Here is a 19,589-nt window from a genome sequence, read left to right as displayed (position 1 = left end):
GAAGGTATGGAGGTCTTCGTAAGACTTATTCGGCGGCCTTGGCTTCTGCAGCGTCTTCAGCGCGCGCAGCCTTGGTTGCATTACCCCACCAGATCAGCTGGTCCAGCATGTCCTTGGCGGAGTTGCCGATCGAAGCTTCCAGGTCATTGAGCGACTTGGTGCCGCCAAAACCGGGGTGAACGGCTGCAAAGTCTGCGCCGCCGATGTGAACAGCCGAACGAGTCGGGACCATCTGCAGCTCAACGCCGATAGTGCGCAGGTGCTCAACGGCACGGGCACCGCCGACAGTGCCGTAACCGACAGCGCTGAAGGGCTTCTTGTTCCAGTTGGTATAGGCCTGATCGAGCGCGTTCTTGAGAGCGCCGGTGATCGAGCGGTTATATTCAGCGGTCACAAAGATATAGCCATCGAATTCGCTGATCTTGTTCTGCCACTTTACGGCATTCTGGTTGGCCGAAGGCATCCACGCGTTGGACGCGGCTTCGTCAAAGAATGGCAGGTCATAGTCGCGAATGTCGACGATTTCGGCCTGAATTTCAGGACGGGCATTGGCCTTTTCCAGGATCCACTTGGCTGGGATTTCGCCAAAACGGGTTGGGCGGGTCGAGGAAATGATAACGGCAATCTTGAGTTTGGACATGACGCCCTCCTAGGTAACAAATCGTAACTGAGGCGATATATGTGCCTATTGGACCGAGTCACAAGAGGGCAACTTTATGTGTCGCAGGCACAAGCTGATACCTAGGGTACAAAAATGTAAGCATCGGTCAGACCTGGGAATTTCAGGTGCGCCGAGGCGCTGGAAATGAAATTTCTGGGCAACAGCATTCTCCCTGATGACGGACTGTTCGCTGCTGCGCTACAATAAAAATGTACGCACTTCTTCGCGCCACAAGTATCGGCCGTCGAAGTGGGGAGCTGGGGGGCTTCATGCGGTGAGGGTACCGCTACATTGAGGGACGTTATGAAGAAGTTATCGGCAGCGTTCGCGCTGGCCGCGCTGGCTATGGGCGTTACAAACGCCGCAGCGTTGGACCGTCGCGTGACGATCAACAACAACACATCCTATAAAATCGTCGAGTTCTATGCGTCCAACAAGGGCAGCAAATCCTGGGAAGAAGATATCCTGGGCAAGAACGTACTGCCAGCCGGCAATAGCGTCGTCATCAATATCGACGACGGCACCGGCTATTGCAAATACGACTTCCTCGCGGTGTTCGAGGATGGCGATGAGCTGATCAAATACGACAACAATGTCTGCGAGCTTGCGGTGTTCAACTACACTGACTGATTGAAAAAAGAGGCGCCGGGTGACCGGCGCCTCAACTCTATTCGGCTGCTGCTGTAGCCAGCGACGCCCGTTTGATGGTGAGGCGCGTCAGCGCGAACGCCACCACCGCACAGACCGCAATGCCGATCACCATCGGCCGCGCGGTGCCATCAAAGAAGCTGCCAACCACACCCATGACGATGGCCGCCGTCACCAGCTGCAGCGTGCCCATCAGGGCCGATGCGGTGCCGGCAATCGCGCCATGTTCCTCCAGCGCCAGCACAGCCGTGGTCGGGATCACGAGACCCAGAAAGCCGTAGCCGATGAACAGCAGCACGGCCAACACGTCCAGCCGGTCAATGCCCAGCATGAACACCGCAAACAGTGCCAGCATGGTGACGACAAAGCCATTGACGGCAGCACGCACCACCGCATTGAGGCCATAGCGGCGGGTCAGAACGCCGGTCAGCTGCGACACCCCGATGAAAGACACGGCGTTGATCGAGAACATGATGCTGTAAAACGTCGGGTTGAGGCCGTAGTGATCGATCAGAATGAACGACGAGTTGGCCAGATAGGCCATAAAGCTCGACATGCCGAAGGCGCCGATCATCGAGAGGCCAAGGAAGTTGCGGTCGCGCAGCAGAACGCCATAGCCACGCAGCGCTGAGCCGAGATTGCTGTCGAGGCGGGCATGCTTTGGACGGGTCTCCTTGAGCGCGAAGGTGACGAGCACAACGCCGAGCACGCCAATGCCGACGATGACCCAGAAAATGTCGCGCCAGCCGCCAAATTGCACGATCAGGCTACCGGCCAGCGGTGCCAGAATTGGCGAGACGGAGAAAACGAGCATCAGAAGGCTCTGCAATTGCGCCGCGTCGGGGCCGGAATAGCCGTCGCGAACGATAGCGCGGGGCAGCGCCATGGCGGCGCAAGCACCGACGCCCTGTACGAAGCGGGCAAAAATCAGCCATTCGATGCTGGGCGCCATGGCCGAGCCAATACCGCCGATGATGAAGATGGCCATGCCGAAATAGAGCGGCGGCTTGCGGCCGACCATGTCGCTGATCGGGCCGTAGAACAGTTGGCAGACCGCGATGGCGGCCATGAAGGCCATCAGGCTGGCCTGGACGCCTGCCGTGTCGGCCTGCAGATCAAGGCCGATGGCGGGCAGCGCCGGAAGATACATGTCGATAGCGAAGGGACCGACCGCCGATAGCAGGCCGAGCACCAGCGCGGCGCGCAGGAGGGGAGTGTTCATTTTGCGAATACCTCATCGACCCGCGCCACGGCGCTGGATCGCAATATGCTGAAGTCTGAAATCGGCGCGAGCCGGAGGAGCGGGCAGCCAATGTCAGCATATTGGACATCTGTGTAAAATCAGTCAAGCGTGATCGCCCAATAATTTGGACAATGTTGTAAAATTGATGGGAACGTGTATATAGGATGGACAATGAGTGACACCGATTTTGCGCCGTCCGCCCCTGCCCTTCCCAAAGCGCTGACCAAGCGCGCCGCCATCATTGATGCGGCCAAGCGCGCCTTTGTGCGCGATGGATTTGCCGGGATCAGCATCGACGCCATCGCCATCGAGGCCGGTGTGTCGCGCCAGACGGTCTACAATCAACTCGGCGACAAGGATCAGTTGCTCGTGGCTGTGGTCGAGGATGTCAGCGCCCGCTCAAGCGCGCTGTTGATGGCGGTGATCGCCACCTTCCCCGACAAGCCCGATGACATCGAGGCAGCGCTGATCGATTTTGGCGTGCGGCTGGTCGGCCGCTGCATGTGCGATATCGACGGCCGGGCCTTGGCCATGCTGATGGAGCGCGAGGCCAAGCGCTATCCCGAATTCTATGCGACCTGGAAGGCCTATGGCCCCGGCCAGGACTGGCCGGTGATCGCTGCATGTTTCGACAAACTGGCGCGCAATGGCTATCTCGACATCGACGACGCCAGCCTTGCCACACGGCAGTTCGTGGCGCTGATCAATGCCGACGTGCGTCTGGACGCCGGGCCATGCCAGCCGCCGAGCGATCATTCACTGCGCGAAGCGTCGACCGCTGGGGTAAAGACCTTCCTCCGCGCCTTTGGTGCCCGGCAGCGTTAGTTGTCGAGGACGGCCCGGTACTGACGAACAGCCTCGGCAAAGCCCATCAGCAACGCATCAGCCGTCAGGCCATGACCGATTGAGGCCTCTTCGACGCCCGGAACCGCCGCCTGGAAGGCTGGCAGATTGGCCAGCGTCAGATCGTGGCCGGCATTAACACCAAGACCGACGGCATGGGCCGCCTTGGCGGTATCGGCGAGTGCGGCCAACTCGACTGCAGCGCGCTCCGCGTCATCATAGCAACCACCATAAGGGCCGGTGTAAAGCTCGATACGGTCAGCGCCCGTGGCCTTCGCAGCGGAAGCGCCCGCAGCGCCCGCGTCTGGATCGCTGAATAGCGAAATCCGACGATTGGGCGCCTTGAGGCGTTGCACCACCGAGGTCAGGAAATTGCCATTGCCGGCAAAGTCCCAGCCGTGGTCGGAAGTCGCCTGCGCCGGATCATCGGGCACCAACGTCACCTGGGCAGGATTGACCGCTTCGATCAGGTCGAAAAAGTCATCGCTCGGATAGCCTTCGATATTGAACTCGGCTTCTGGGTATTCCTCGCGCAGAAGCGTTGCCAGATCGAACACATCGCTGCGGCGGATATGGCGCTCATCCGGACGCGGATGGATGGTGATGCCGCTCGCGCCGGCGTCGAGCACAACCCGCGCCATGCCCACGACACTAGGCCAGGGCAAATCACGGCGATTGCGCAACTGAGCGACGGCATTGAGGTTCACGGAAAGCAGGGTCATGGCGGCACCAGAACGAACAGATGCCGACCCATACACCATCAATTCGCCGCCGCCCAATCCAACCTTGTGATGGCAGCGATCAACGGATTTGCGCAACGGCTTCCGTGAGGCCGAACTGCGTCGCAATCGTGCGCCAGTTCATCCATCGCCGCGACCGTTGCAACGGCAGTGCCTATGGTCATTCCTCGGCCCGCCCGACGGCTGCAAGCAGCTCCGGGCGAGCCAGATATCGTGACGCAAGCGAGCCTATTTCAAGGCTCGCCGCGGCGCGCTCCAGCACCGCGACATTGCTCTGCGCGGTGTGGAGGCAGCCGATGCGCATGGATTACATACCCTTATTGCCGCGCGAGATGGCCGCGAGGCCGGTGCGGACCACTTCAACCAGACCCAGCGGCTGCATCAGGGCGATGAAGCTGTCGATCTTGTCGGGCTTGCCGGTCACTTCAAACACGAAACTCTCGACAGTCGCGTCCACGATATGCGCGCGGAACGCATCGGCGAGACGGAGCGTCTCGGCGCGATGATCGCCGGAACCGGCAACCTTGATCAGGGCCAGCTCACGCTCAATGGACGCGCCCTCAGCGGTCAGGTCATGCACCTTGTGCACCGGCACCAGGCGCTCAAGCTGCAGCTTGATCTGCGTCAGGGTCTTGGGCGTGGCGATAACGACAACGGTGATGCGACTAAGTCGACGGCCGTGTTCGGTCTCACTGACGGTCAGGCTTTCAATGTTGTAGCCGCGCGCCGAAAACAGGCCAACCACTCGAGCCAGGATTCCAGGCTCGTTGTCGACCAGAACCGACAGGGTGTGACGTTCGATTTCCTGGGTTTCCTTGGTCAGGAAATAGGCCGAGCCAGTCGGCTGCAAATGTGCGTTCATATCTGTTGTCCTCAACAGCGGCCTAAACCAGCTGCCGTCCCTTCTCGTCAATGATGTCCCCGATATTGGCGGTGTCGGGCAGGATGATCTCGTTGTGCGGCTTGCCTGATGGGATCATCGGCAGGCAGTTCTCGTCCTTCTCGACGATGACGTCGAACAGGACCGGGCCGTCATAATCGAACATCTCGGCAATCGCCGCGTCCAGCTCAGCCGGATTCTCGCAACGGATGCCCTTGCCGCCATAGGCCTCGGCCAGCTTGACGAAATCGGGCAGCGATTCCGAATAGGAATGCGCGTAGCGGCTGCCATGCAGCAGGTCCTGCCACTGGCGCACCATGCCCATGCGTTCATTGTTGAGAATGAAGATCTTGATCGGCAGGCGATACTGCACCGCCGTCGAGATTTCCTGCATCGTCATCTGCACCGAGGCTTCGCCGGCAATGTCGATCACCAGCGCATCGGGATGCGCCACCTGCACGCCAACGGCAGCCGGCAGACCATAACCCATCGTGCCCAGACCGCCGGAGGTCATCCAGTGGTTTGGCTTGTCGAAATGGAAGTGCTGGGCAGCCCACATCTGGTGCTGGCCCACTTCGGTGGTGATGAACACCTCCTTGCCCTGCTTCTTGCTCATCTCATAGAGACGCTCGATCGCGTATTGCGGCTTGATAGTGGTTTCCGAGTTTTTGTAGCCGAGCGAATTGACCGCACGCCACTTCTCGATCTGGCCCCACCATGGCGCGATGGCCTCGGTGCGAGGCTGATTGGTCTTGCTGCGCCAGATGCGGACCATTTCGGCCAGCACGCGCGAGCAATCGCCGATGATCGGCACGTCAACGCGCACGACCTTGTTGATCGAGGACGGGTCGATATCGACATGGATCTTGCGGCTATTGGGCGAGAAGGCATCGATGCGGCCGGTGATACGGTCATCGAAACGCGCGCCAATGTTGATCATGACGTCGCAGTCATGCATCGCCAGGTTGGCCTCGTAGGTGCCGTGCATGCCCAGCATGCCCATCCACTGTGGATTGGATGCGGGGAAAGCACCCAGGCCCATCAGGGTCGAGGTCACGGGGAAGCCGGTCAGCGCAGCCAATTCACGCAGGTGCTCAGACGCTTCCGGCCCGGCATTGATCACGCCGCCGCCGGTGTAAAAGATCGGACGTTCAGCCTTGAGCATCAGATCGACAGCGGCTTCGATGGCAGCGGCATCGCCGTCCATCTGTGGGCGGTAGCTCTGGTGACGCAGGGTATCGAGGTCAGGCATGTAATATTCGCCGAGCGCGAACTGCACATCCTTTGGAATATCGATCACCACAGGGCCGGGACGGCCGGTCGTCGCGATGAGGAAGGCCTCATGCATGATGCGCGGCAGGTCTTCCACGCGCTTCACCAGATAATTGTACTTGGTGCAGCTACGCGTGATGCCGACAGTGTCGCATTCCTGGAACGCGTCCGAGCCAATCAGCGTCGTCGGCACCTGCGCGGTGATGCAGACCATGGGAATGGAATCCATCAGCGCATCGGTGAGGCCGGTCACCGCATTGGTTGCGCCGGGGCCGGAGGTCACGAGAACCACGCCGGGCTTGCCGGTCGAGCGCGCATAGCCTTCGGCCATGTGGGTTGCGCCCTGCTCATGCCGCACCAGAATGTGCTGCACCTTGTCCTGCTGGAACATCGCGTCATAGATCGGCAGCGCTGCGCCACCGGGATACCCGAAAATATGCTCGACGCCCTGATCGGTCAGCGCCTGTATCACCATTTCCGCGCCGGTCATCTTTTCGGCCATCGTGTAGTCCTTCCCTAAAGTCCAAATCTGGGAGCCCAATCTCGTAGCGTCGAAAACCGGGCAATAAAAAAGGCCCCGTTCGGGACCTTGTTTTCGGCGCACCAGCTATCGCGCGGGATTTTATCCCACGTTGCCGATGCGCCTGCGTACTACGAGAATGAGTGCCCGCACGGGACCTCTCCTTAAAATTGTGGTGGCATTGATAGGTTCATTCGCCCGAACGAGTCAAGACCTGCAGGCTACGAAGCGAAGCGCAGCAGGATTTGTGGGTGATCGTCACACACAAAAACAGGGCCCAGCCCGCCGGGAAACGAACCGAGAGGCAACTAATCAGCGGAAAACCCGCTAATTGGGCGCATGCGACCGCAAAACTTCTCGCCGTGGCGGCAGACAATGCTATTGCCCCGCCAAAGAGATTTTTGACGGTTTGATGACGCATGTCCCAGAGTGCCCTCGACAAAGACCTCAAGCGCGTATCCGGCCTCGAGCACGCCACCCATGATCTAGCGCGCTCGCTGGCAGCGCCCGGCATTGCGCTGGTGTTCCTGTTGGTGGCTGCGGTCTGGGCGAGTTTCGCCGTCGCCGACGGGCCGATGACCTACATCGTCGTCATCGCGGCGGTTATCGCCGGTTACATGGCACTCAATGTCGGCGCCAACGACGTTGCCAACAATATGGGCCCGGCTGTGGGTTCCAAGGCACTCACCATGGGTGGTGCGCTGATCATCGCCGCTATTTTTGAAGCTGCTGGCGCCATTCTGGCGGGTGGCGACGTGGTCAATACCGTTGCGCGCGATTTGCTCGTCGGCGACGCGATTGACAGCAATGCCTTCGTTTTGTTGATGATGGCGGCCCTCTTGGCGTCCGCCCTTTGGGTCAATCTAGCCACCTATATCGGCGCCCCTGTTTCAACCACCCACGCCGTTGTGGGTGGTGTTGTTGGCGCCGGTATCGCCGCGGCAGGTTTTGCCAGCGTTGCCTGGCCGATGATCGGTTCGATTGCCGCCAGCTGGGTCATCTCACCAGTGCTCGGCGCCGCTGCCGCCGCTGCCCTGCTCTCTTTCACCAAGCACACCATTACCGATCGCATCGACAAGGTTTCGGCGGCGCGCATCTGGGTACCCATTTTGGTTTCGGCCATGACAGGCATCTTCGCCATGTACATCGCGACCAAAGGCCTGAGCCGCATGTGGTCGCCGAGCCTTTTGACCGTGATCATCCTCGGCGTCGTCTTCGCCGCTCTGGGATGGATCGGCGCCATGCCACTGGTTCGCTTCCAGTCCATCGGCATGGAAAATCGCAACAAGCATGTCTCGACGCTGTTCCGCCTGCCGCTCGTCGTCGCTGCAGCGTTGCTCTCTTTTGCGCATGGCGCCAATGACGTTGCGAATGCCATCGGCCCGTTTGCAGCGATCGTCAGCACGCTGCAGTCCGGCCATATGGAAGCATCGGGTCTCACCCTGCCATTCTGGGTTCTGGCCATCGGTGGCGTCGGCATTTCGCTAGGCCTGGCGCTGTTCGGCCCCCGCCTGATCCGTACGGTCGGCGAACAGATTACCAAGCTCAACGAAGTGCGGGCCTATTGCGTGGCGCTGTCTGCGGCAGTGACGGTGCTGGTTGCTTCGGCACTGGGCCTGCCAGTGTCATCGACCCATATTGCCGTAGGCGCCATCTTTGGCGTTGGCTTCCTGCGTGAATTCTACTCGCGCCGCGATCTCGAATTTTCCGCCGTGCCCATTCACGCCAAGCACCTCGACCCCGCGACGCTAAACGCGACGCCCGAAGCTGCCCTGTCCAAGGAACGCAAGACCGATCGCCGCAAGCTGGTTCGCCGTCAGCACGTCACCAGCATTGCTGCGGCATGGGTGATCACCGTGCCAGCCTCAGCTCTGCTGGCAGCAGCGCTGTTCTGGGTCCTGAACCTGCTGATCAGCTTCTAGGATCAGCGGGTAGAGCACAGCTGCGTTCCGAGTTTTACCGCAATCCGCGACAGCGCGCCGTCATTGAGCAGACGGCGCGCTTCGGGCAAAACCGCCCAATGGCGCAGGCGCTGGTCCATTTCCTGCCAGACGTCGAGCTGGGTTTCGACCCGCAGCGGATAAAGATCGACATCAATCAGGCTTGAGCCGTCAGCGCTGGCGCCGGAGCGGTAGCTGCCGACTGGCTCGCTACTGATCTCACCGGTCACGCCAGCTTCCTCAAGAGCTTCCTGCGCCGCGCTTTCCCAGGCGGTCATGCCGATCTCGATGTCGCCCTTGGGGAAAATCCAGCGCCCGGTGCGCCGTGAAGTGATCAGCAGGAAAACGACCCGGCCATCGACAATCGAATAGGGTAGCGCGCCAGACTGGCGCAGCCCCGGCGTGGTTTCGACGCGTGGGCTCCAATTGCTCAAAAATTCGCGCAGCATGGGCCGGCCTCCGATGTCTTTGTCGGCGCACCTTCGCACAGGCATCGCGCCAGAGTCGACGCGACATCGGCGCTAGGGCTCAGATGCCAACAAAAAAGGGCCCGTAGGGCCCTCACAAATTCTCGAACTGCAATCAGCCCAGCAGTGTCAAATTGGTCGCCGAAACCTTCCCGTCACGGCCGGTTTCGAGCTCATAAGTCACCTTGTCGCCCTCATAGAGCGACTGCAGGCCAGAGCGCTGCACTGCAGAGATGTGCACAAATGCATCCTTCTCACCATTTTCTGGCGAGATGAAGCCGAAGCCCTTGGTCGTGTTGAAGAATTTTACAGTACCGGTGATGGTAGCCATGAACTTGATCCTCACAAGTGGTCGCCGCATGAACGGCTACGAGTTAAAAACGGGATAGGGACCCGGCCTAAACGATTCACCGATCAGGAGTAGCCAAATTTCCGGCGTGTGGCCGGCAGATCAGGTAGCGCGAGATAGTGTCGTCATACAAAAATATGGCGACACTTTTTTGGAAACTCAAGGCGAATCCTGCGCAAGAAATAGCACCCGATCCAGGAGGGACTCCGGACCGAGTGCCAAGCGCCGAATGGCGCGTGCAGCATGGGGCGATGCTGCAACTAGGTATTCATTAGCCGCGTGGGCAGGTATCGCGATACTGGCTGCCGTTTGGACGCTGGTAGATGCAGATGTTGTTGCTGTTTGGAACGCGACCGAGCACGTTACCAGCTGCTGCGCCAACGACGCCGCCCACACCCGCGCCAACTGCTGCGCCAACGATGTTACCGCTGGCGAGGCCACCGATAACTGCGCCGGTACCGGCGCCAACCACAGCACCCTGCTGGGTGGTGGTGCAAGCTGCGAGCGAAAGAGCAGTGGCGGCGATGATCAGAAACTTATGCATTGGATACCCTCCAGGAACTATCGTGCCTAAAATGCGCGCGGCGACAGTTTGGTTCCAGCGAAATTTTAACAAACTTGAAACTTTCAACCGTCGCGTGTGACGAAGGCCGCAACGATGATGGTGAGCCACCCGCCGATCATCCCGACACCACCGATCGGGGCCGCGCCGGGGAACGCGCCATGGCCAAGCCACTCCCTGATGCCAAGGTCGCCAGCAAAGACCAACGTACCGAGGGCAATGAGCCCGGCCGCAACCTGCAGCACGCGCCCGCGTCCTGCCAAGGCCAGCGCCAGCAGCACTGGGCCATGAGCCAGGCAGATCATCGCGATGGCCGACAGGTTGCGCGATTCACCGCTATGCGAACCCGCCGCAGCCGCCATCACGCCGACCGCACCGGCCAGGCCTGCCGCCGCCAAAGTCACCCGCCGCATCAAACCATTCTCAATTGCCATTGCATGACGCCCCGCCGTGCCGCCCTCTTCCGCTGATTGCCAGTTTCATCTAGAGCAGGTCTCGCGAGTAGGACATTTTGATATGAGCGAGCAAGTCACGGTTGCGGCCAACGCAGCCGATAGCGGCATTTCGACGTCGAGCGGCTGGGGCGCCGAATTGCGCGCCACCTTTGCGCTGGCCTGGCCCCTTGTCATCGCGCAGTTGGCGCAGAACGCCCTGCACACCACCGACGTCATCTTGCTCGGCTGGCTTGGCTCGAGCTATCTCGCTGCCGGCACGCTGGCGACGACATTCCTCATGCCATTCCTCGTCGGCGGCATTGGCATTGTCGGCGCGGTCGCGCCGCTCGTGGCGCAGGCGCGTGGCTCGCGCAATATCAAGGCGGTGCGGCGCATCGTGCGGCAGGGTTGCTGGGCCGCGATTGCACTCGCCATCGTGCTGGTGCCCATCGTTCTGCAGATCAAGCCGATCTACATTGCACTGGGCCAGGACCCGCAGGCCACCGATATGGCCGAACAGTTCATCCAGATCGCGGCATGGTCGCTGTTCCCGGCGCTTGGCATCATTGCGTTCCGCTCGCTGCTGTCTGCTTTCGACGCCACGCGGGTCATCCTTGTCATCACCGTGGCTGGCGTGGTGCTCAATGCCGCCCTCGCCTATGTGCTGATCTTTGGTCATTTCGGCTTTCCGCGCCTCGAACTGCGCGGCGCTGCTATCGCAACACTTGTGACTAACATTGCCATGCTGGTGATGATGGTCGCCTATGTGACGCGGCAACGGCGCTTCAAGCGCTTTAACGTGTTGATGCGCTTCTGGAAGCCCGACTGGCCGCGCTTCCGCGAAATCTTCCGCATCGGCACCCCAATCGGGCTGACCGTGGTAGCCGAGGTTGGGCTGTTCACCGCGGCAGCGCTGCTCATGGGCAGGCTGGGCACCGACGAGGTCGCCGCACACGCCATTGCACTGCAATGCGCCTCCATGGCCTTCATGGTGCCCCTGGGGCTGGGCATAGCGGCCACGGTGCGCGTCGGCATGGCCTATGGTCGTGGCGATATGGAAGCCGTCCGCAAGGCGGGCTGGACGGCGTTCGCGCTGGGCGCGGCGTTCATGACGCTGTCCTGCCTGCTGTTCCTGACGCTCGGTCCGGTTATCGTCACCTTCTTCCTTGATCCGCGTGTCCCGGAAAACGCCAACTCGCTGGCACTGGCCGCAAGCTTCCTGATCGTTGCAGGTGTGTTCCAACTGGTTGACGGTGCGCAGGTCGTGGCCGCCCACTCCCTGCGTGGACTGAGTGACACCAAGATCCCGATGTTTCTGGCGATCTTTGGCTATTGGGCCGTCGGCCTGCCCATCGCCTATGTGCTGGGTCTGGTCGTCGGCTGGCGCGGCGTGGGCATCTGGATAGGGCTGGCAGCGGGTCTCGCCTTCGTTGCCGTCGTGCTGGTCATCCGCTTCGCCATGCGCGAACGCCTCGGGCTGTTGCAGCCACGCAGTTAGGCCCCGGCGATTCCCCGCCGCGGCCAGTCGGCGAACCGGTTACGAAACCATGTCCGTTGACGCTTGGCATATTGATGGGTCGCGATGGTCGCGAGCGTAATCGCCTCGTCGCGGCCTTGCACCCCATCGAGCCAATCGCCGATCTCGCGCACGCCGATGGCCTTCATCACCGGCAGTGCCGGGTCAATGTCCAGCGCGCGCAAGGCCCGCACTTCATCGACTGCCCCACCGGAAAACATCTGCTCGAATCGCAGCGCGATCCGCGTGCGCAGCACAGCGCGATCGGGGTCCAGCACCATGCGGTCAATGTCGAACCCATCGAGCAACCCCGCCTGCGGACTGTCCTGAAAACTCGATAGCGTCCGCCCCGTGGCGCGCTTGACGGCCAGCGCCCGCGTCAACCGCTGTGGGTCAGCAACCTTGAGGCGCTCTGCCGTCACAGCATCTTCCTGACGCAACAAGGCCAGCCGCTGCGCGCCATCGAGGTCTTGAATCTCTTGTTGAACTTGAAGCGTCACTTCAGCGGGCACTTCGGGAATGTCGGCGAATCCATTGAGCAGGGAGTCGAAGTAGAGCCCTGTTCCGCCAACGAAAATCAGCGGCCGGGATGGATCGATGCTCTCCATCTCAGCGCGCACGGCCGACAGCCACTGCCCGGTCGAAAAGCGCACCGATGCCGGAACCGTGCCATAGAGCCGGTGATCCGCCAGCGAAGTCTCATCCTCGCTCGGGCGCGCCGTGACGACGCGCAGCGTGTCATAAATCTGCATGGCATCGGCATTGATGATAGTGCCGTCCTGCTGCTGGGCAAGAACAAGCGCCAGCGCCGACTTGCCGCTGGCAGTTGGACCCGCTATCAGGACGACGCGCCTGCGGCTTGTCACGCATTCCTCCTTTGAGAAGACCCCATGCCCGTTCTCTGCCTTATCGCCAATCCCACCGAATCCGAACTGGACCCCACGCTGGCGGAAGCCGTAGTGCGGCAAACCGGTGGCGAACTCAACTGGCTCAATCACTCCATTGCCTGCGAGATCATCGAACCGAAGTCAACCGAGGCGCTGCAAACAGCGCGGGAGATCATCGGATCGCGCCGCGTCGACGCGGCATTGGTGCCAACGGCAAACCGCCGCAAGCAGATCCTCGTCGCTGACATGGATTCCACCATGATCAACGAGGAATGCATCGACGAGCTGGCCGATGCTCTCGGCATCAAGGACAAGGTGGCCGAAATCACCGAACGCGCCATGCGCGGTGAACTCGATTTTGGCGAAGCCCTCGACACGCGCGTCGCCCTGCTCAAGGGGCTGGAACGCAAGGTCATCGAAGAAGTGCGCCGCGAAAACATCACGCTGGCCCCCGGCGGCCGCGCCCTGATCCAGACCATGAAGGAATATGGCGCCTACACTTCGCTGGTCTCGGGCGGCTTCACCTTCTTCGCGGACTATTTCGGCAAGCGTATCGGCTTCCACGAAGCCATCGCCAATGTGCTCGAATTTGACGGCGACCAGCTCACCGGCACCGTGACCAAGCCCATCGTCGACAAGAACACCAAGCGCGAGCGCCTGACTGCTCTGGCTGCCGAGCGCAATGTGCCGCTTAGTCAGACCATTGCCGTCGGTGATGGCGCCAACGACCTCGATATGATCCGCATCGCCGGCTTCGGCGTCGCGCTCCATGCCAAGCCAGCCGTTGCGGCTGAGGCAGGTATCCGGATCGATCACGGTGATCTAACGGCGTTGCTCTATCTGCAGGGGTTCACGGACGAAGATATCGTTCGGTAAGCTCGCCTGCCCCCAGCCACCGCGTCATTCCTGCGAAAGCGGGAATCCCCCTATTCGCGCATCAATGACGTGAGATTCCCGCTTTCGCAGGAATGACATCATGGTGGTCGTTGCCATTTGCAGGAAAGCCCCCTCACCCGTCGCTACGCGCCGACCTCTCCCCCGAAGGGAGAGGTGAAGAAGGGCTGCCAAACGAAAAAAGCCGGCGCTGGGCGCCGGCTTTCGTGTTTCTGGCAGTCCGCTTACTGCGCTGGCGCAGCGGCTGGTTCTGCAGCGGGCGCTGCTGGAGCACCGTCAACTGCGGCTGGCTCCGGCACGTCCGTCCCAACAGTTGGCGCGAGTTCCGAACCGTCTTCCAGCGTAATGCTTGGGACGGTGCTTTCCTCGATCCCGAGGCCATCGAGCGCAGGCCCGTTGGAGACAGGTGCCGTGATTGGCGTTGCGGTTGGCTGGATCGGTGTCGCCAGATTGGGATTGGCGGCAGGGATCGAGCCGTTGGAGCCAAAGTACTTGAAGAACTCGCTATCCGGCGACAGCATCATGGTGGTGCCGGTGTTCACGAGAGCCGCACGGTAGGATTCCATCGAGCGATAGAACTCGAAGAACTCTTCGTCCTGGCCATAGGCCGCGGCGAACAGACGGTTACGCTCGGCATCACCCGTACCACGGATAATTTCCGCGTCACGCGTTGCAGCAGCCACGATTTCGACGGCCTGACGGTCGGCGATAGCGCGGAGGGACTGAGCCTGCTCCTGACCACGAGCGCGCAGCAGTGCAGCTTCAGCAAGACGTTCGGCGCGCATACGCTCGAAGGTCGTGGCCGAAACGTCTGCGTCAAGGTCGGTGCGCAGGATACGAACGTCGACGACGTCGATGCCCAGTTCTGCAAGGTCCGGACGGATGAGGTCGCGGGTTTCCTGCATCATCTGCTGGCGCTGATCAGACAGGGCGGCGTTGAATTCACGCAGACCATAGACCTGACGCAGGGCAGCATCGAGGCTGGCGCCGATACGGGCTTCAGCGACTGACAGCTGACCCGTTGCACGTTCGCGGAAGCGACGGGCATCGGAGATGCGGTAGGTCAGGAAAGCATCCACCTGGTAGAAGGCGTTGCCCGAAACCTGAACGCGCATATTGGCGATGTCGTAGCGGAGCAGACGATCTTCGATGATCTGGACGCTGTCGACGATGTCGGTCGGGATCTTGAAATACACACCGGGTTCGGTGCGAACGTCGGTGATCTGGCCAAAGCGCATGACAATGGCCTGTTCGCGCTCGTTGACGATATAGATCGACGAGAAGAACACATAGAGAGCGGCGAGGATAACGACGCCGATGATAATGAGGCGATTGTTCATGGCTTAGTTCCCCGTCGTGGTGGGTGCGCCGGGGCGCAGTTCGGGCAGCGGCAGATAGGGAACGACACCCTGTCCTGCACCGTTTTCGATCAGCACCTTTTCGGAGCTTGCCAGCACTTGTTCCATGGTCTCGAGGAACATGCGCTTGCGGGTCACTTCAGGCGAGTTGACGTATTCGGCATAAACGGCGTTGAAGCGCTGGGCCTCACCGGTTGCTTCCTGCACCACGCGGTTGGTGTAAGCAGCAGCATCTTCACGCAGAGCCGCGGCGCGACCACGCGCATCACCCAGAAGGGTATTGGCATAGGAACGTGCTTCTTCCTGCAGACGGGTTTCGTCCTGACGGGCACGCTGCACTTCGTTGAAGGCATCGATAACTTCAGCTGGCGGACCAGCGTTTTCGATCAGCACTTGGCTGACCTGAACGCCAAGGCCGTAGCTTTCGAGCGTTGCCTGGGTGATGGCGAGCACTTCGCGGGAAATGCCGCTACGATCATCACTGTAGATGTCCTGTGCGGGACGACGGCCGACCACTTCGCGCATGGCGCTTTCGGCAGCGTAGCGAACCATGGATTCCTGATCGCGCACATTGAACAAATAGGCGACTGGATCGTTGATTGCCCAGAACACCGAGAACTGCACATTGACGATGTTCTGATCGCCCGAAAGCATCAGGCCATCGCCTGTACCGGCAGTGTTACGCCCGCCGGTCGCATTGGCTGCGCCGATCTGGGTCTGGTTCACGGTTGTAGTTGCACGCTCGACGGTATCGATTGGCCACAGCAGGAAGTGCAGGCCTGGGCCTGAGAGTTCTGGCTTTGGTGCACCGAAGCGCAGTTCGACGCCGACTTCCTGAGGATTGATCGTGTAAACCGAATTGACGCCCCAGAATGCGATCAGGGCGAGAACGCCACCGATAATCGCCCAGCGTCCGCCGGGAACACCGCCCTTGAACTGGTCGCGGCCACGATTGAGAATATCTTCGAGGTTGGGCGTGTTACCGCCACCTGGACGACGCGGACCACCGCCGCCGCCACCACCGCCTGGGGCTTGACCCCAGGGGCCGCCATTATTGCTGCGGCCACCCCCGCCTCCGTTATTCTCCCACGGCATTGCGTCCCTTTCGAATAATTACGTTTTCGTTGTCGACATATATAGGCAAGCGGCCGCTGCGATCAATGCGCGGAGTCTTTACGACGTGCGTACACTTTGACGCGGTAGCCCGCTTCATCCTTGGGCGAGGGTGTCACCTCGGGCAGATCGACCACAGTCCATTGCTGTTCATCGATCGCCGGAAAGCGGACATTTCCCTTAGGGCTCAGATCTACATGGCTAACATAGAGCCTGTCGGCGCGGTCCATCAGTTGCGCGTAAAGCTCGCCGCCGCCGATGATCATGATTTCGTCAACGCCATCATTTTCTGCGATTTTTAGCGCCTGACCGAGCGCGTCTTCGACGCTATGGACCACCAAAACGCCCTCGGGCTGGTAATCGGGCTGGCGTGTGATGACGATATTGGTGCGTCCGGGCAGCGGTTTTCCGACCGTTTCAAACTGCTTTCGGCCCATCACGATCGGCTTGCCGAGCGTCGTGCGCTTGAACCAGGCGAAGTCCGATGGAATACGCCACGGAATGGTTTGCGCGTCGCCGATCACCCCATTGTCGGCGACGGCGGCAATCATGGCGATCTTGATGGTCATACTGCCCCCAGCTTCGCCAGCGCATCGCCATCGACGCGAACTTTGGTCCATTCGTCTTGCATGACGCCGCCCTGCGATTTGTAGAAGTTGATCGACGGCTCGTTCCAGTCGAGCACCCACCACTCGAACCGGCCGAGGTCCTCGGCAACGCAACGCCGCGCCAGATCGACCAGCAACTGCTTGCCGATCCCCTGCCCGCGCAGGGACGGATCGACATAAAGGTCTTCCAGCCAGATGCCGTGCCGCCCCTGGAAGGTCGAATAGGTGTAAAACCAGAGCGCAAAGCCGACCGGCTTGCCCTGCCATTCGGCAATCTCGCAAAACACCTTGGGATTGGCCGAAAACAGGTCGCGCACAATATCCGCCTCGGTCGCCTTGGCCTCGTGGCTGAGCTTTTCATACTCCGCCAGCGCCACGATGAAGCCGATGATCAGGCCTGCATCGGCCGCAGTTGCAGGGCGGATGGTCAGGCCATCCTTCATATTCTCAAATCCACTGTGTCGGGGCTCGCTACTGGTAGGCCGGCTGGCGGTCGAGGATCAGGATGTTGAGCTCGTCCTCCGGCCAGAAATCGGTCTTGACCATTTCGAACGTGGTCGGCCCGATTTTCTTGACGTCATCGCCGCAGAACGACACCAGATTGTCGGTGCTGCCCTTGTCGACAACGAGGCGGAACTTCTCGATGCCATTGCCGCCCCAGTTGCCGCCGGTGGTGAGAATGTAGGAAATCCAGCTCTCGTAAAACGGCGCCGACCAAGGCTCTTCGGGATTGGTCAGCGTGCCGCGAACCGTCTTGATGAAGGCTTCGTCGGTGCAATATTTGGTCCGGTACTCGGCGGCCGGATCGTAACCCTCGAAGGGTTCGCCCAAAAAGCTCACGCCGACAGTGCCACCAACGCTTGGCTTATAGCGATGCTCGACCTTGACCGTTTCGCCAGCCGGGAAATTGCCTTCCCAAGTGTATGTCGCCTTGTAAGTCCAGGATGGGTAGTAGTGCTTTTCCATGCCATTGCCGACGTCATACTCGTCTGGCGACAGCAGACCCAGATGCAGCAGGCGCGCAATGGTTGCGTCGTCGAGGCTATCGGCAACATTCGTCGCAGCCTCGTTGATCGGCACGATGGGCAGGCCCAGTTCCCTGATGACGTCGGACCGATCTACGCCATGCGAAAAGGCATATTCATGCAGCGTCGCGTCGACCGGGACGCCATTGAAGGTGGTCTTGAACTCAAACAGATTGTCGTCCGGACCGGTCGGGAACGACACCGGGGAATAGAAGTCCGGCACGATGTCTGGCATCGGGAAGGCCACCAGAATGTTCTGGTCCTCTTTGCCGTCATTGCGGAATTCATAGACCACGCGGATTTCTTCGGTCGAAATGAACAGCTCTTCGCTGGCCATGACGATGTCCTGATTGGTGATGAATTCCAGCCCGCCCGTCGTCAGCACGGCCGACGTGTCATTGGCAAAGGCCGACCCGCTGGCCAGCAGCATTCCGGCTACCAGTGCAAACCTCATTCCGTCCTCCAAATTGGTTGTGCGTCTTCTAGCACATGCGCTCGCTGGCGAATATCAGCCCGTTCGGCCCAGATACTGGAACCATTTGCGCTCCAGCGCCGCATCGAGATCGATGTCGTTGTTGCGCGCAAACAGTAGCAGCATGGCCAGCACGTCCGCCGCCTCGTCTTCCAGAGCCTGACGGATTTCGCCCGGCGCAGCGCCTTTGAGGCGCCCTCGTCCGGTGAGCTTGAGATATTCAGCGCTGAGTTCGCCCAACTCCTCCTGGAGCTTGAGCAGATACCAGTCATCGTCCCGCGCAATATCGTTGCGCAACGCGTAGGTGTCCGATACCTCGGCAACCAGCGGCGCGAGTGCGGACAGCGTTCGGCTCATACCGAAACAGCGGCCTTGATATGGGGATGCGGGTCGTAGCCGACGAATTCGAAGTCCTCGAACACGAAGTCTTCCAGCGCCGTGACGTTGGGATTGATCTTGAGAGTCGGCAGCGGCCGTGGCTCGCGCGTCAGCTGCAGCTTCGCTTGCTCGAAATGGTTCGAATAGAGGTGCACATCGCCGAACGTATGGACGAAATCACCCACTTCGAGCCCGGTCACCTGCGCGACCATATGGGTCAGCAGCGCGTAGGACGCGATATTGAACGGCACGCCGAGGAAGGTGTCGGCAGAGCGCTGATAGAGCTGGCAGCTCAGCTTGCGGTTCGCCACATAGAACTGGAACAGGCAGTGGCACGGCGGCAGCGCCATTTCATCGACTTCAGCCGGGTTCCAGGCTGAAACGATATGGCGACGCGAATCCGGCTTGGTGCGGATGGATTCAATCACATTGGCGATCTGGTCGATCTTGCGCCCATCCGGCGCCGGCCAACTGCGCCACTGCGAGCCGTAAACCGGGCCGAGGTCGCCATTTTCGTCAGCCCACTCGTCCCAGATCTTGACGCCATGCTCCTGCAACCAGCGCACATTGGTCTCGCCGCGAATGAACCACAGCAGTTCATAAACGATGGATTTGAGGTGCAGCTTCTTGGTCGTCAGCAGCGGGAAACCCTCTGCCAGATTGAACCGCATCTGGTAGCCAAACAGCGAGCGCGTGCCGGTGCCGGTGCGGTCGGCCTTGTCGGCGCCGTTTTCGAGAATGTCGGAGAGGAGTTTTAGGTAGGGCTGCATGGCGCCACC

23 protein-coding genes are annotated in these 19,589 nt (G+C 60.6%); 5 read left to right on the top strand and 18 right to left on the bottom strand.

Annotation, left to right across the window (positions count from 1 at the left end; all coding sequences use genetic code 11):
* Positions 1–25 precede the first annotated feature (25 nt).
* A complete protein-coding gene (locus ABIE28_RS04560) occupies positions 26–640 on the bottom strand; it encodes an NADPH-dependent FMN reductase (protein WP_354060551.1) in 615 nt (204 codons plus the stop codon).
* A gap of 324 nt (positions 641–964) precedes the next feature.
* Between ABIE28_RS04560 and ABIE28_RS04555 the strand changes: the two genes are divergently transcribed.
* On the top strand, positions 965–1,291 hold the full coding sequence (locus ABIE28_RS04555) for a hypothetical protein (protein WP_354060549.1): 327 nt from the start codon (positions 965–967) through the stop codon (positions 1,289–1,291).
* A 37-nt stretch (positions 1,292–1,328) separates the two neighbouring features.
* Here ABIE28_RS04555 and ABIE28_RS04550 read toward each other — a convergent pair whose 3' ends face one another.
* Positions 1,329–2,531: a multidrug effflux MFS transporter gene (locus tag ABIE28_RS04550; protein WP_354060547.1), complete on the bottom strand. Its 1,203-nt coding sequence runs from the start codon at positions 2,529–2,531 to the stop codon at positions 1,329–1,331.
* Positions 2,532–2,723: 192 nt separating this feature from the next.
* Here ABIE28_RS04550 and ABIE28_RS04545 point away from each other — a divergent pair, with 192 nt between their 5' ends.
* On the top strand, positions 2,724–3,377 hold the full coding sequence (locus ABIE28_RS04545; protein WP_354060545.1) for a TetR/AcrR family transcriptional regulator: 654 nt from the start codon (positions 2,724–2,726) through the stop codon (positions 3,375–3,377).
* On the opposite strand, the gene ABIE28_RS04540 is transcribed toward ABIE28_RS04545, so the two are convergent.
* The 4 genes from ABIE28_RS04540 to ABIE28_RS04525 form a co-directional block, all read right to left on the bottom strand.
* On the bottom strand, positions 3,374–4,117 hold the full coding sequence (locus tag ABIE28_RS04540; RefSeq protein ID WP_354060543.1) for a pyridoxine 5'-phosphate synthase: 744 nt from the start codon (positions 4,115–4,117) through the stop codon (positions 3,374–3,376). The two genes, ABIE28_RS04545 and ABIE28_RS04540, sit on opposite strands and share 4 nt — an antisense overlap.
* 178 nt (positions 4,118–4,295) lie before the next feature.
* Complete coding sequence (locus tag ABIE28_RS04535) at positions 4,296–4,439, bottom strand: hypothetical protein (protein ID WP_354060541.1); 144 nt, start codon at positions 4,437–4,439, stop codon at positions 4,296–4,298.
* 3 nt (positions 4,440–4,442) lie between these two features.
* Positions 4,443–4,997: an acetolactate synthase small subunit gene (gene ilvN / locus ABIE28_RS04530; RefSeq protein ID WP_354060539.1), complete on the bottom strand. Its 555-nt coding sequence runs from the start codon at positions 4,995–4,997 to the stop codon at positions 4,443–4,445.
* Positions 4,998–5,019: 22 nt separating this feature from the next.
* The gene (locus ABIE28_RS04525) at positions 5,020–6,789 is read right to left on the bottom strand and encodes an acetolactate synthase 3 large subunit (protein WP_354060537.1); all 1,770 of its coding nucleotides are present in this window, start codon (positions 6,787–6,789) and stop codon (positions 5,020–5,022) included.
* Positions 6,790–7,226: 437 nt separating this feature from the next.
* Here ABIE28_RS04525 and ABIE28_RS04520 point away from each other — a divergent pair, with 437 nt between their 5' ends.
* The gene (locus ABIE28_RS04520; RefSeq protein ID WP_354060535.1) at positions 7,227–8,729 is read left to right on the top strand and encodes an inorganic phosphate transporter; all 1,503 of its coding nucleotides are present in this window, start codon (positions 7,227–7,229) and stop codon (positions 8,727–8,729) included.
* A 2-nt stretch (positions 8,730–8,731) separates the two neighbouring features.
* Here the strand turns inward: ABIE28_RS04520 and ABIE28_RS04515 are convergent, their stop codons facing one another.
* The 4 genes from ABIE28_RS04515 to ABIE28_RS04500 form a co-directional block, all read right to left on the bottom strand.
* Entirely contained in the window at positions 8,732–9,196 is a 465-nt protein-coding gene (locus tag ABIE28_RS04515; protein ID WP_354060533.1) for an NUDIX hydrolase, read from the bottom strand.
* Between the two features lie 133 nt (positions 9,197–9,329).
* Positions 9,330–9,545, bottom strand: coding sequence for a cold-shock protein (locus tag ABIE28_RS04510; protein WP_354060531.1), 216 nt, complete (start codon positions 9,543–9,545; stop codon positions 9,330–9,332).
* Positions 9,546–9,834: 289 nt separating this feature from the next.
* Positions 9,835–10,107, bottom strand: coding sequence for a YMGG-like glycine zipper-containing protein (locus ABIE28_RS04505; RefSeq protein ID WP_354060529.1), 273 nt, complete (start codon positions 10,105–10,107; stop codon positions 9,835–9,837).
* A gap of 83 nt (positions 10,108–10,190) precedes the next feature.
* Positions 10,191–10,559: a DUF423 domain-containing protein gene (locus ABIE28_RS04500; RefSeq protein ID WP_354060527.1), complete on the bottom strand. Its 369-nt coding sequence runs from the start codon at positions 10,557–10,559 to the stop codon at positions 10,191–10,193.
* Between the two features lie 82 nt (positions 10,560–10,641).
* Between ABIE28_RS04500 and ABIE28_RS04495 the strand changes: the two genes are divergently transcribed.
* Positions 10,642–12,057: an MATE family efflux transporter gene (locus tag ABIE28_RS04495; RefSeq protein ID WP_354060525.1), complete on the top strand. Its 1,416-nt coding sequence runs from the start codon at positions 10,642–10,644 to the stop codon at positions 12,055–12,057.
* On the opposite strand, the gene miaA is transcribed toward ABIE28_RS04495, so the two are convergent.
* Positions 12,054–12,941 carry a tRNA (adenosine(37)-N6)-dimethylallyltransferase MiaA gene (gene miaA, locus ABIE28_RS04490; RefSeq protein WP_354060523.1) on the bottom strand — a complete coding sequence of 296 codons (888 nt, stop codon included), beginning with the start codon at positions 12,939–12,941 and terminating at the stop codon, positions 12,054–12,056. The genes ABIE28_RS04495 and miaA overlap by 4 nt on opposite strands.
* Positions 12,942–12,965: 24 nt before the next feature.
* Between miaA and serB the strand changes: the two genes are divergently transcribed.
* Positions 12,966–13,838, top strand: a complete 873-nt coding sequence (serB, locus tag ABIE28_RS04485; RefSeq protein WP_354060521.1) for a phosphoserine phosphatase SerB — start codon at positions 12,966–12,968, stop codon at positions 13,836–13,838.
* A gap of 242 nt (positions 13,839–14,080) precedes the next feature.
* Here serB and hflC read toward each other — a convergent pair whose 3' ends face one another.
* From hflC to ABIE28_RS04450, 7 genes are all read right to left on the bottom strand, one after another.
* Entirely contained in the window at positions 14,081–15,196 is a 1,116-nt protein-coding gene (gene hflC / locus ABIE28_RS04480; protein ID WP_354060520.1) for a protease modulator HflC, read from the bottom strand.
* A gap of 3 nt (positions 15,197–15,199) precedes the next feature.
* Complete coding sequence (gene hflK / locus ABIE28_RS04475; protein ID WP_354060518.1) at positions 15,200–16,309, bottom strand: FtsH protease activity modulator HflK; 1,110 nt, start codon at positions 16,307–16,309, stop codon at positions 15,200–15,202.
* A 62-nt stretch (positions 16,310–16,371) separates the two neighbouring features.
* A complete protein-coding gene (locus ABIE28_RS04470) occupies positions 16,372–16,896 on the bottom strand; it encodes a dihydrofolate reductase (protein ID WP_354060516.1) in 525 nt (174 codons plus the stop codon).
* Entirely contained in the window at positions 16,893–17,378 is a 486-nt protein-coding gene (locus ABIE28_RS04465) for a GNAT family N-acetyltransferase (protein ID WP_354060514.1), read from the bottom strand. The genes ABIE28_RS04470 and ABIE28_RS04465 overlap by 4 nt, the downstream gene beginning before the upstream one ends.
* Positions 17,379–17,406: 28 nt before the next feature.
* Positions 17,407–18,414, bottom strand: coding sequence for a DUF4424 family protein (locus ABIE28_RS04460; protein WP_354060512.1), 1,008 nt, complete (start codon positions 18,412–18,414; stop codon positions 17,407–17,409).
* Between the two features lie 54 nt (positions 18,415–18,468).
* Positions 18,469–18,789, bottom strand: coding sequence for a nucleoside triphosphate pyrophosphohydrolase family protein (locus tag ABIE28_RS04455; RefSeq protein ID WP_354060510.1), 321 nt, complete (start codon positions 18,787–18,789; stop codon positions 18,469–18,471).
* Entirely contained in the window at positions 18,786–19,580 is a 795-nt protein-coding gene (locus ABIE28_RS04450) for a thymidylate synthase (protein WP_354060509.1), read from the bottom strand. The genes ABIE28_RS04455 and ABIE28_RS04450 overlap by 4 nt, the downstream gene beginning before the upstream one ends.
* Between the last annotated feature and the right edge of the window lie 9 nt (positions 19,581–19,589).

The organism is Devosia sp. 2618 (assembly GCF_040546815.1).
In the GTDB taxonomy this organism is placed as follows: domain Bacteria; phylum Pseudomonadota; class Alphaproteobacteria; order Rhizobiales; family Devosiaceae; genus Devosia.
This window is presented reverse-complemented; position numbering and strand designations above follow the sequence as displayed.

Bases quoted from the DNA above. Each gene is read 5' to 3' on its own strand.
- ABIE28_RS04560 (WP_354060551.1), bottom strand. From the start codon at position 640: ATGTCCAAACTCAAGATTGCCGTTATCATTTCCTCGACCCGCCCAACC.
- ABIE28_RS04555 (WP_354060549.1), top strand. From the start codon at position 965: ATGAAGAAGTTATCGGCAGCGTTCGCGCTGGCCGCGCTGGCTATGGGC.
- ABIE28_RS04550 (WP_354060547.1), bottom strand. From the start codon at position 2,531: ATGAACACTCCCCTCCTGCGCGCCGCGCTGGTGCTCGGCCTGCTATCG.
- ABIE28_RS04545 (WP_354060545.1), top strand. From the start codon at position 2,724: ATGAGTGACACCGATTTTGCGCCGTCCGCCCCTGCCCTTCCCAAAGCG.
- ABIE28_RS04540 (WP_354060543.1), bottom strand. From the start codon at position 4,117: ATGACCCTGCTTTCCGTGAACCTCAATGCCGTCGCTCAGTTGCGCAAT.
- ABIE28_RS04535 (WP_354060541.1), bottom strand. From the start codon at position 4,439: ATGCGCATCGGCTGCCTCCACACCGCGCAGAGCAATGTCGCGGTGCTG.
- ilvN (WP_354060539.1), bottom strand. From the start codon at position 4,997: ATGAACGCACATTTGCAGCCGACTGGCTCGGCCTATTTCCTGACCAAG.
- ABIE28_RS04525 (WP_354060537.1), bottom strand. From the start codon at position 6,789: ATGGCCGAAAAGATGACCGGCGCGGAAATGGTGATACAGGCGCTGACC.
- ABIE28_RS04520 (WP_354060535.1), top strand. From the start codon at position 7,227: ATGTCCCAGAGTGCCCTCGACAAAGACCTCAAGCGCGTATCCGGCCTC.
- ABIE28_RS04515 (WP_354060533.1), bottom strand. From the start codon at position 9,196: ATGCTGCGCGAATTTTTGAGCAATTGGAGCCCACGCGTCGAAACCACG.
- ABIE28_RS04510 (WP_354060531.1), bottom strand. From the start codon at position 9,545: ATGGCTACCATCACCGGTACTGTAAAATTCTTCAACACGACCAAGGGC.
- ABIE28_RS04505 (WP_354060529.1), bottom strand. From the start codon at position 10,107: ATGCATAAGTTTCTGATCATCGCCGCCACTGCTCTTTCGCTCGCAGCT.
- ABIE28_RS04500 (WP_354060527.1), bottom strand. From the start codon at position 10,559: ATGGCAATTGAGAATGGTTTGATGCGGCGGGTGACTTTGGCGGCGGCA.
- ABIE28_RS04495 (WP_354060525.1), top strand. From the start codon at position 10,642: ATGAGCGAGCAAGTCACGGTTGCGGCCAACGCAGCCGATAGCGGCATT.
- serB (WP_354060521.1), top strand. From the start codon at position 12,966: ATGCCCGTTCTCTGCCTTATCGCCAATCCCACCGAATCCGAACTGGAC.
- hflC (WP_354060520.1), bottom strand. From the start codon at position 15,196: ATGAACAATCGCCTCATTATCATCGGCGTCGTTATCCTCGCCGCTCTC.
- hflK (WP_354060518.1), bottom strand. From the start codon at position 16,309: ATGCCGTGGGAGAATAACGGAGGCGGGGGTGGCCGCAGCAATAATGGC.
- ABIE28_RS04470 (WP_354060516.1), bottom strand. From the start codon at position 16,896: ATGACCATCAAGATCGCCATGATTGCCGCCGTCGCCGACAATGGGGTG.
- ABIE28_RS04465 (WP_354060514.1), bottom strand. From the start codon at position 17,378: ATGAAGGATGGCCTGACCATCCGCCCTGCAACTGCGGCCGATGCAGGC.
- ABIE28_RS04460 (WP_354060512.1), bottom strand. From the start codon at position 18,414: ATGAGGTTTGCACTGGTAGCCGGAATGCTGCTGGCCAGCGGGTCGGCC.
- ABIE28_RS04455 (WP_354060510.1), bottom strand. From the start codon at position 18,789: ATGAGCCGAACGCTGTCCGCACTCGCGCCGCTGGTTGCCGAGGTATCG.
- ABIE28_RS04450 (WP_354060509.1), bottom strand. From the start codon at position 19,580: ATGCAGCCCTACCTAAAACTCCTCTCCGACATTCTCGAAAACGGCGCC.